A 7,326-nucleotide genomic window follows, 5' to 3' on the forward strand; every position below is an offset into this window, starting at 1 on the left:
ATGAAGATGTGAACATCTTAGTTGTTCAACGAAAACTAACGTGATAGTAGATCACCAGTTACTTAGCACTATGCTCCTTTATGAAAGGAGTGATTCTTTCAAGTAATTGTTGTTGCTTATCTTGAGCTTCTGTCATGCCAATTTGCGCTCCAAGCTTTGCTAACTCTGGCGATTTTTGTATCAGCTTTTTCCCAATTGGCGTGTCGTAAAACTCTATTATTTGGTTCATTTCCGTAACGGTAAATTGATTAGAATAGAGCTTTGCAATTTCGACACGCATTTTTACTCTATCAATATCATTTTCAAACCAATCTTTATAAAGATCTTTTAGTTGGTCAGTTTCTTGAGAATTAAGCTCAAGCTTACCCGCTATCTGATTAACGATTGGCAACATTGCGTCGAAACCACCTAACATTTGTTTATCAACGTCCATCGCCGTCAACAATTTTTGTGCAGTTTCAAACTCAACGGAAGTATTAGCTTGTGCAAATGTACAAATGAAAACTGACAGGACTAGACTAAACCCTTTAAACATGCTGATTCCTTTTATTTGATAGAATGCTATGGCGTATAACGGTTATTAAGCAGACGGCGTCTGATTTCTCATCCTAAGCTTTCTGCTCCGCTCTTAAGTCACTAATATTACCTGACTTACTTTATAAATAACAAGAGGTTATATAACTTTCACCTTAATTCATTGGAGGTATACAACATTACGCAAACTTTCGCAGGTTTATTAACAAACAACTCAGTTTCGTTTTGATTGATAGATGCTAAAAATCCTGAAAACTGATAGAAATAACAATATTAAAAATCCAAAAATATCATTACTGATATATTTTTAATTAAATAAAATCAGTACATAAAATTCAAACAGCAATGACTTTAATAACGAATATACTCTCATGCGTTTACGATAAACAATAATATTTAATCTCTCAAAAACTTGTCATAACACATGATATTAGAGTGCTGCATATGTATCTTGTTCGGCTAACCCATCAACGTAGACCAACTTTAATTGAGAACGGTAAAAGGCAGAGTTCCCTAACGTAATAACCTTCTGCAAATGCGTATCGAAAGTGCCAAATGTTGGATGTCATGAAAATTGTCCTTTATTCGTCAACGCCAAGATTGTCGCCCAGCTTTTCTATAAACCAACTCCCTTGGCACGGGCCATTGGTTAAGTGCCACCGACCATCAAATCGCTTGCTGCTGCCAGTTGCTGAAAAGCGATAATCCCACTGGCGATGTTTGGCATATAACCGTAAGTCGCCGCTTTCTGTCACCCAACCTTCTAATGGTGTTCCGTTGTAGGTGAGCCTTAGCGTGGCTTTACCCTCACGAATGGTTCCGGTGATGGTTGTCCGTTCACACATATTATTGCCAGTGGTGTTAATACGGCGGCCTAGCCACTCACCGTCGAAATCAGTAGAAGTCACAAATTGGGGACTATCAGGAAGTTTAGGAAACGACTCAGAATTACTGGACCCGAACCACTGGAGCTCACGACCAACAAGGAAGAAGACAACAAAACCGATTGATATCGCTATCACAAATCCCTTTTTCATTAGCCTCTTCCTAATCCGCTGACCTTAAGAAAAGAACCCTAACATAATGAAAAGTAATAACTTACTATCAATTTAATTAATTTTGATATATTCCACAAATTGCATTCAAATGTTGAATATAGAGAAAGCGGCATCGTACGAAGTTCTGCTGCATGTTCAGGGAATCGTTCGTGAAGAAGACACAATGCATCCGTTGGTCTTGGTCTTGGTCTTGGTCTGGCGTAGCGTATGAGTTTTAGACTTAAGCCAGCAACCAGTGTGTTAATCACTGAGAACTAAAACCTGAACGACTAAAAGAGATAGGTAATATAGGCACCGAAAGGTTACATCTTTCAAAGAAAAGATCCTTCAGAAAGCGTCCTTCGGTGCATATAATTTCAAGCGACTAACATAGTGACTAACGCAAGAAACTAACGTAAATGGCTAACACAAGAGCCTAACGTAAGCGTCTCAACACAACCTGCTGGTCAAGCTCATTCTGATAGTCCGTGTAATCAAGCCCTTGATCAAATATGTACTCAGTGACAAGAGTACGAATACACTCAACTAATGTGCTTGCTTGCCAAGGCTTTTCAAAGTAACGGTCGATGCCTGCTGCATTAATCGCATTGATGGTATCAGTATGAGTGGCTTGCCCCGTAAGAAGAACTTTCTTTGTATTCGCAAAGCGGCTGTCATGGAACACTTCAGTGAGTAACTCCACACCCGTTTTCCCTGGCATCACATGATCAGACACGATGACGGTAATGTGTTCGCCTTCTGCGTCAAGTTCATCAATGAGATCAAGCACTTCTTGCGCTGATTCACAATCTTCAATATTCAGCCAACTCGCCAGCGGCTCTAAATCTTGTACCACTGCGCTCAGTACTTCTCTCTGGTCATCGACACAGATTAAATTAAGCTTCTCCATGTTCACCCTCTATTGGTAACTTGATTCTAAATACCGTTTTAGAAGCATCACTTTTCACAATAATACTTCCGCCATAACCCGCCACAATCCGCTTAACGATTGATAAACCCAAGCCCAATCCAAACGATAAACCACCTTTTTTAGTGGTGAAGTTGGGCTGAAATACCTTTCTACGAGTCACCTCGTCTATCTCAGGGCCGTTATTCGCGATCGTAACTAATATTCTTTTCTTACTTAATCTGGTTTGAATTTCTATTGCAGCATCGTCTGACTTCGACATTGCATCACAAGCATTCTTTACAATGTTGACCCAAATCTGAACGAGCTCTGTTTTCGATCCTTTAAAAGACGGTAAATCCGCAGGGCTCAATCGCACAGACACTCTACGTAACTCACTTTGTAACAACGATAAGGCATGGTTAATGGAGTCATTAATATCAACCGCTTCTTCGGTGTCAATATCAACTCTGCCAAGTTGTTTAACCGATTTTACGATGCCAACAGTGTGTCTAGATGCCAAACGTAAATCATGTAAATCACAGCCCATCTGCCAAAAGCGAATCGCTTCTTCTGGGTTTTTCAGCCAATGTTTTGAAATAACGTCTGTTGCAGATAAAGCGTCAATTGGAATCGCCTTTGCAAGAGAGCGAGCAATGTTTTTGTCTAAACCATATTTTCTTTCAAATTGTCGCCCACGTGTTCGTGCTTCTGACGACGACGTTTTCTGACCATGCATTAACCCAAAATCGAAAAATTGACTGGCTTCTGGATGCACTTCTTCAAGCAGATCCATGATCACCGTTTCAAGTCGACCAGATTTACTATTTACTACACCAATAGCGTTGTTAAGCTCATGGGCAATCCCTGCAGCTAATTGACCCAAGGTCGTCATTTGCTCAGCAGTATGTAACTTCTCTAGCGCTTTTTGTTTCGCAATCGCTTCCTGTGTTGCGCGGCGTTGACGACGCGACAACTCATTGACAATCACAGGTGTGAACTGTGCGGTAAGAGGACCAAATTTACGTTCATCTTCTGCAGGCGTGTCTTTATCGATCCACGCTAATTCCACATCGGTTTTAGCAACAACCGTTGAAGATGCTGTCCAATTACCTGAAAAGAAGCTATGAACGCCTATAAAAGCCCCACTACCCGCGCTAAATACTCGCACTTGCGGTGTATTCTCTTCGGTATAAAACCCTTCCAGTTCTCCACTCAACACATAATATAAACGAGTGTTTAACGCTGATTGTTCAATAATGGTGTTACCGGCACAGCACGTCACCCGACGTTCTGCGTGGTTAAAATAGCGATCGATCAGTGCTTCTAACTTTTGTTGATACACGTATCGTTATCCTATGTGACCAATTGAATGTAGCAGCCACACCATAACAAAGCTCAATAGCACACCAACCACACCCAAAATAATACCGATTCTGGCCATTTGATTACTTTGCACATGACCAGTGGCATGAGCCAACGCATTCGGTGGCGTACTGATTGGCAACGACATACCTAATGAAGCGGCAAAAGTCACAACCAGAATTAACGTTAACTCTCCGCCTAGTGGCGTGAGTGACGCCATAGACGAACCTAATGCAGCCATAATTGGCATTAACAAGTTAGCCGTTGCGGTATGAGACATAAAGTTTGCCATTACCAAGCACAAGAACGCCGCTCCGAACAACACCACATAGGGTGAGTAAGCATCAAACGGAATACTGTGTACCACCAGCTTTGCTAAGCCAGTTTTATCGAGCGCTAAACCAAGCGCAATACCACCTGATACAAGCCACAATACGTCCCAAGAAATTTTCTTCAGGTCTTCTTTATTGATGATCCCAGTAAGAGAGAACACAGCAACAGGAATCAGAGCGACGGTATAAGAGTTCATACCATGGCTTGAACCCATTAACCAAAGAATGATGGTGAGCGCAAAAGTGACGTATACCGCAATGGCTTTGGGTGTTTTAAGGAATTTACCTTTAATACTTAGTTCGATTTTCTTTTGGTCAGCTTTGTACATAAAGCCGATTAAAAACCACGCTAACGCCATCATAATAACGACAAACGGCACACCAAATGCCATCCATTCGCCGAACGTAATGAGGTTATCACCAACTAAATATTTAAGTGCGATAGCGTTCGGAGGGGTGCCGATCGGGGTACCAATGCCACCGATGTTAGCGGCAACAGGGATACAAAGCGCAAACGCTACACGACCGGGGTCTTTCGGACCAAACACAGCCAGTACCGGCGTTAAAATAGATAGCATCATTGCCGTTGTTGCCGTGTTAGACATAAACATCGAAAAGATACCAGTGATCAACATTAAGCCGAGCATCACAAACTTTGGGTCTTGTCCAAATGGCTTCAATAACACGCGAGCTAAATTTACGTCTAATCGATACTTAGTGGCGGCCATCGCTAAGAAAAAACCGCCCAAAAACAGCATGATGATTGGGCTGGCGAATGTCGCCATAATATCGCTGTATTTTAACAACTCACCAAAATGTTCCTGCCCATGCTCAAACCTTAAAAAGATCAGCCCTTTATCCGACAACATCAACAATTGCAGAACGATAATAACAACAGACGTCGCGTAGATCGGGATGGGCTCGAACACCCAGCACAATGCCGCTAATAGAAAGATCGCGATAACGCGTTGTTGAATAATCGTAAGGCCTTCAAATGGAAACGCTGATAGCGGCATTACGAGGATAATGAAAGGAATTAAAATAGGGATAATGTATTTAATATAGGGGCGCATAGCACAAAAACTCTTCCTGAGATAACAACTACTTAGAAATTAGATTTAAAGTTCTAATTTAGATCCGACAACGAATTATCGACCTCTTATCACTATCTCACTATCGGCTAGATCAATGATTACGTAATCGCGATATCCCCTTTTTCGATTCTGTGCGCTACCTCTACGTTTGTATGTCATTTACTGTTGCAATTAAATTCAGGAGAGAGGTTTCTAGTCATGATCCGTTCCAGTTATTCTAGGTACTGTCAGAACAGATCAATCACTTAAAGCCATGTCCATAAGTTGAGGACCACTTCTGATAAAAGCACTGAACAAGCTTTTAAAGGATGAAGTAATGGATAAGGCACTGCTATAAAGTGCCTTTTCCAGTAATTGGTCGCTTGTCATGTTTCCTCCGTGAAACTAACGTTTGGTGAGAGAATCGAAACAGCTCAACACCGAACGTCCAAATACACATCATATGCTTATCGTAATGCACGGAAAAATGCCATGCATTACGATTCAACCTAAAGCACTTTATCTAAGTAGCTTATTTGCTCAGGTTGTTCGGAAATACGTTCGTTTTTACTTCCGTAGCAAACTCATTTGCTGCGTCAAAGATAGTTTGGCTGCAATGGGCGTACTGTTTTGAAAATGGAGGCCATCGGTTACCAAGTCCAAGTGCATCATTGATCACTAATACTTGACCATCACAATCGGCTCCCGCACCAATCCCAATTGTAGGAATGCTTATCTCTTGAGTAATCGATTCACCAAGTGAAGAAGGAATGTGCTCAAGCACCAACATAAACGCACCCGCTTCTTGAATCGCTTTTGCTTCTTCGCTTACGGTTTGAGCATCTTCAGCAGATTGCCCTACTTTCTTGAAGTTTGTTGCCGTTTGCGGAGTTAACCCCGTGTGACCAACAACTGGGATATTGTTTGCGACAAGGTGAGCAATAACATCGAGTTTTGCACCTTCCAGTTTTATGCTGTCAGCACCAGCCTGCATCAGCCTTTTAGCATTAACTAACGCTACTTCAGGAGAACGATCGGTTAAGTATGGGAGGTCACCAATAATATGAGTATTTGGAGCACCGCGACGCACTGCCCCGACATGATATTCCATGTGCTCAATGGTCACATCTCGCGTACTGCTAAAGCCCATTTCAACCATACCGACAGTATCACCAACGAGAATAATAGGTATCCCGGCAGATTCGATACTTGCAGCCACAGGGAATGTATAAGCGGTCAACATCGGAATACGTTGTTTCCCTTTCATTTCCATAAAAGAACTTGGAGTGTGTTTCATGTTCTTGCTCTCATAAAATCATGCGTTATTAAAGCACTGATACTATTAGTTTTAATTGAGCTATGGAAGTGAAAATATGGTGTTGACTAAACGCCCACAAATTGTATTCAATTCAACAAATGCGTTGAGTTAATGGACGTTGAACCTAGGGAAAGGGATTGTTACGATTAACTATGAATGCCATAGACATAATGACCCCCACGAAAGGTGCTAGCCTCCAATATCGTGGGTTAGCTTTAAGCCAGAGCCATAATTAGTGCGTCAAACAACTAAATTTGGAGGCTAGCATGAGTAAAGATAGCATAATTTTCATTGGCTTAGATACGCATAAGTCATTTATTCAAGTCGCTGTTTTACAAGAACATCGAGGGGCAAACCCACAACACCTTGGCCGTATTAAATCTAACAAGTCCGCGCTTATTAAATTGGCCAGACAACTGCAATCCAAGTATCCAAAAGCCACTCTGCACTTTGTCTATGAAGCAGGACCATGTGGTTACTGGACTTATCGCCTGATTACGAGCCTTGGACACTGCTGCTATGTCGTCGCTCCATCACTTATACCTAAGAAGCCAGGCGATAGAATTAAAACTGACAAACGAGACGCAGCAAAGCTCGCCAAGCTGTTAAAAGCCGAAGAGCTTACACCCATCTATGTACCAGAAGCCGAAGATGAAGCTATTCGAGATCTCTCGCGTGCCAGAGAAACGGCAATGAAAGATCTCAAAGACGCAAAGTTCCAACTCAAAGGCTTTCTTCTTCGCAATAATATCCAAGCGAC

Annotated in this window: 7 protein-coding genes; 1 reads left to right on the plus strand and 6 read right to left on the minus strand. The window is 41.9% G+C overall.

Annotation, left to right across the window (positions count from 1 at the left end; all coding sequences use genetic code 11):
- Window positions 1-58 precede the first annotated feature (58 nt).
- From CWO08_RS22720 to panB, 6 genes are all read right to left on the minus strand, one after another.
- Window positions 59-535 carry a DUF2059 domain-containing protein gene (locus CWO08_RS22720; protein WP_053085782.1) on the minus strand — a complete coding sequence of 159 codons (477 nt, stop codon included), beginning with the start codon at window positions 533-535 and terminating at the stop codon, window positions 59-61.
- 580 nt (window positions 536-1,115) lie between these two features.
- Window positions 1,116-1,571 (minus strand): hypothetical protein, encoded by a 456-nt coding sequence (locus CWO08_RS22725; protein ID WP_108021162.1) that lies wholly within the window; start codon window positions 1,569-1,571, stop codon window positions 1,116-1,118.
- A gap of 436 nt (window positions 1,572-2,007) precedes the next feature.
- On the minus strand, window positions 2,008-2,481 hold the full coding sequence (locus tag CWO08_RS22730; protein ID WP_108021163.1) for a response regulator: 474 nt from the start codon (window positions 2,479-2,481) through the stop codon (window positions 2,008-2,010).
- Window positions 2,468-3,823, minus strand: coding sequence for an ATP-binding protein (locus tag CWO08_RS22735; protein WP_108021164.1), 1,356 nt, complete (start codon window positions 3,821-3,823; stop codon window positions 2,468-2,470). The genes CWO08_RS22730 and CWO08_RS22735 overlap by 14 nt, the downstream gene beginning before the upstream one ends.
- A gap of 6 nt (window positions 3,824-3,829) precedes the next feature.
- Complete coding sequence (locus CWO08_RS22740) at window positions 3,830-5,248, minus strand: DASS family sodium-coupled anion symporter (protein ID WP_057622162.1); 1,419 nt, start codon at window positions 5,246-5,248, stop codon at window positions 3,830-3,832.
- A gap of 532 nt (window positions 5,249-5,780) precedes the next feature.
- Window positions 5,781-6,545, minus strand: coding sequence for a 3-methyl-2-oxobutanoate hydroxymethyltransferase (gene panB / locus CWO08_RS22745; protein ID WP_017630572.1), 765 nt, complete (start codon window positions 6,543-6,545; stop codon window positions 5,781-5,783).
- A gap of 287 nt (window positions 6,546-6,832) precedes the next feature.
- On the opposite strand from panB, the gene CWO08_RS22750 reads away from it, so the two are divergent.
- On the plus strand, window positions 6,833-7,326 hold a 494-nt coding region (locus CWO08_RS22750; RefSeq protein WP_146161776.1), incomplete at its 3' end, for a transposase.

Source organism: Vibrio sp. 10N.286.48.B8 (genome assembly GCF_003050085.1).
Taxonomy (GTDB): Bacteria; Pseudomonadota; Gammaproteobacteria; order Enterobacterales; family Vibrionaceae; genus Vibrio; species Vibrio crassostreae.